Source organism: Fredinandcohnia onubensis (assembly GCF_002734285.1).
Taxonomy (GTDB): Bacteria; Bacillota; Bacilli; order Bacillales; family Bacillaceae_L; genus Ferdinandcohnia; species Ferdinandcohnia onubensis_A.
Window position 1 is genome coordinate 1 of record NZ_NSEA01000047.1, and the last position, 400, is coordinate 400.

Sequence of the window (400 nt, forward strand, 5' to 3'; positions counted from 1 at the left end):
TAGGTACTGATATCCCGATTATGGCAATAATCATCGATGTATAATCTAGGAATCGGTTATGGTTTAAAGCAGCAACAATCCCTAACATAAGTCCAATTACAAGTGCAATAATAATGGACTGAAGACCGAGAATTGCAGATGCGGAGAATCCGTCCGAAATAATCTGGTTTACTGTACGAGTTTCGGATTGAATGGAAGGACCTAAATCTAGCATGACGAGATTCTTCAAATAGAGAGCATATTGAACTGGTAAGGGTTCATCTAAATTAAACTTTGCTCGCATATTTTCTAACACTTCTGGTGGTAATGCATTAGAGTCAGATGCAAATGGGTCACCAGGGATAAATTTCATTATTACGAAAGTTAGGGAAGCTATTACCCAAATCGTAAGTAACATGGT

At 37.8% G+C, this 400-nt stretch carries 1 pseudogene; it reads right to left on the bottom strand.

Annotation, left to right across the window (positions count from 1 at the left end):
• Window positions 1–400, bottom strand: a pseudogene (locus CKJ95_RS23170) (ABC transporter permease); the annotation flags it as partial.